The organism is Candidatus Darwinibacter acetoxidans, assembly GCF_041936445.1.
Classification (GTDB): Bacteria; Bacillota; Limnochordia; order Darwinibacteriales; family Darwinibacteriaceae; genus DTU010.
On the sequence record NZ_JBHGXH010000102.1, the window covers coordinates 1 to 1699 of the forward strand.

At 60.6% G+C, this 1699-nt stretch carries 5 protein-coding genes; all 5 read left to right on the forward strand.

Annotated elements, in window-relative coordinates; genetic code table 11:
- The first annotated feature begins 48 nt into the window (after positions 1–48).
- Entirely contained in the window at positions 49–246 is a 198-nt protein-coding gene (locus ACE4YL_RS03320; protein ID WP_461369216.1) for a hypothetical protein, read from the forward strand.
- 2 nt (positions 247–248) lie between these two features.
- Positions 249–572 (forward strand): phage head closure protein, encoded by a 324-nt coding sequence (locus tag ACE4YL_RS03325; RefSeq protein ID WP_461369212.1) that lies wholly within the window; start codon positions 249–251, stop codon positions 570–572.
- Entirely contained in the window at positions 572–1039 is a 468-nt protein-coding gene (locus ACE4YL_RS03330) for an HK97 gp10 family phage protein (protein WP_461369213.1), read from the forward strand. The genes ACE4YL_RS03325 and ACE4YL_RS03330 overlap by 1 nt, the downstream gene beginning before the upstream one ends.
- A complete protein-coding gene (gene gp17 / locus ACE4YL_RS03335; RefSeq protein WP_461369214.1) occupies positions 1036–1434 on the forward strand; it encodes a tail completion protein gp17 in 399 nt (132 codons plus the stop codon). The genes ACE4YL_RS03330 and gp17 overlap by 4 nt, the downstream gene beginning before the upstream one ends.
- A 5-nt stretch (positions 1435–1439) precedes the next feature.
- Positions 1440–1699: phage tail tube protein (locus tag ACE4YL_RS03340; RefSeq protein WP_461369215.1), on the forward strand; the 260-nt coding region annotated here is incomplete at its 3' end.

Genomic DNA, 1699 nt, shown 5'->3' on the forward strand with positions numbered 1-1699 from the left:
AAGGCATTTACCTGCAAACTTGACAAAAAGGTAAGGCGGATCGGGGACATTTACGAAACCGATGACACGGCTCGGGCCAAGTTCTTGCAGGGCAAGGGACATCTCGGCGCGATGATTGAAGAGGCGCCTCCCGTTGAGCCGGAGCAGAAGGAGCCGAAGCACGTCGGCGGCGGCTGGTATGAGTTGCCTGGCGGTGAGCGGATCAAGGGCAAGGAAGAGGCGCTCAAGGCCTTGGGTGGTGAGTGACCATGCCCCTGGCAGCCTATCCCCTTCGGGCTGACATCTTGAAAATAAAGTCCGGCACCAACGCTGACGGCAACCCGCAGGAAGAATACGAGACCCACCTCTCCGGCGTCCCTGTCTGGTTCGAGACCGCCCGAGGCCGCGAATTCTGGGAAGCAAAGGGGCTGCACGCCGAAACCGTGGGCCGCATCCGTCTGCGTTACATCAAGGGCATAACCGCCGACATGCGCCTGGCCCTAAACGGCCGCACCTTCGGGATCATCCCGCCGATCAACAACGCCTACGAGCGCAACCGCGAGCTCATTCTCACCGTCAAGGAAGTGATCTGATGGACACCGCGATCCACGTCGAAGGCGTTGAGGACCTGGCTACTGCCATCGACCGCATGATCGAAGGCGTCAAGCCCAGCAAGATCGAGCCGGTGCTGGACAAGGCTGCCGGGATCGTGGCAAGCGAAGCAAGGAAGCGGGCGCCTGTTGGTCCCAGCGGCAACCTGAAGAAATCGGTCCGAAAGAAAAAGCTGGTCCGCTCCTGGGAGACATCCGCTGCCTACATCGTGGCCCTGGACCGCAGAAAAGCACCCCACGCCTGGCTGGTGACCCACGGCACATCTGGCGTCCGGCAAGTTGAGCCACCGCATTATGCCAACCTGGGCGGGCGGCGTGTGCTGATCACCCAGACCGGCGTCATGCCGCCGAATCGCTTCTTTGACGATGCCATCGACGCGAAGCAGGGGCAGGTCCTGACGACCATCGAGAAAGCGGTTGAAAAACTGGTCGAGGAGGCGATCCGGTGAACATCAAAAAAGAAGCAGCCCAGCGCCTTCTGGCCCTGACCGAACTCACGGCCATCACCGGCACCCGGATCTATCGCGGCGGACGACTGCCCCGGGATCAGTCCCTGCAGCCGCCACACGTGATCATCTGGCTGCTGTCCAAAGAGCGGCACTATGACCACACCGGCTATTCTGGCCTGACTGACGCGACGCTGCAGATATCCTGCTTCTCCCGGGACCCGGACGAGACCGACAGCATGGTTGCGCTGGTCCGGGCCTCGATGGAAGCCTGGCCCGCGGAATCGGACCAGATCGATAGCGTATTTATCGAGGATGAATCAGACTTTTTCGAGCAGGAGACCCTGATTCACCACATCCCCCTGGATATAAAAATTTCCTACCACGAAAAGGAGTGAACGAAATGTCTGAAAGAGAAGTTGCGCGTAAAGCGTTCGGCACCAAGCTGAAGCGCGGCGAGGAATACGTGGCACGGCTGACCAACCTGACGCCGCCCGAGCTGTCCCGCGATGACATCGATGTCACCGACCACGACAGCCCCGACGGTTTTCGTGAGTTCGTTCCCGGCCTGAAGCAGGCGGGCGAGGTAGCGCTGGAAGGAAACCTGATCCCCACAGACGACACTCAGACCGGGCTTTTGGCTGCCGTGGACATCGACGAGCC

Bases quoted from the DNA above. Each gene is read 5' to 3' on its own strand.
- ACE4YL_RS03325 (WP_461369212.1), top strand. From the start codon at position 249: ATGCCCCTGGCAGCCTATCCCCTTCGGGCTGACATCTTGAAAATAAAG.
- ACE4YL_RS03330 (WP_461369213.1), top strand. From the start codon at position 572: ATGGACACCGCGATCCACGTCGAAGGCGTTGAGGACCTGGCTACTGCC.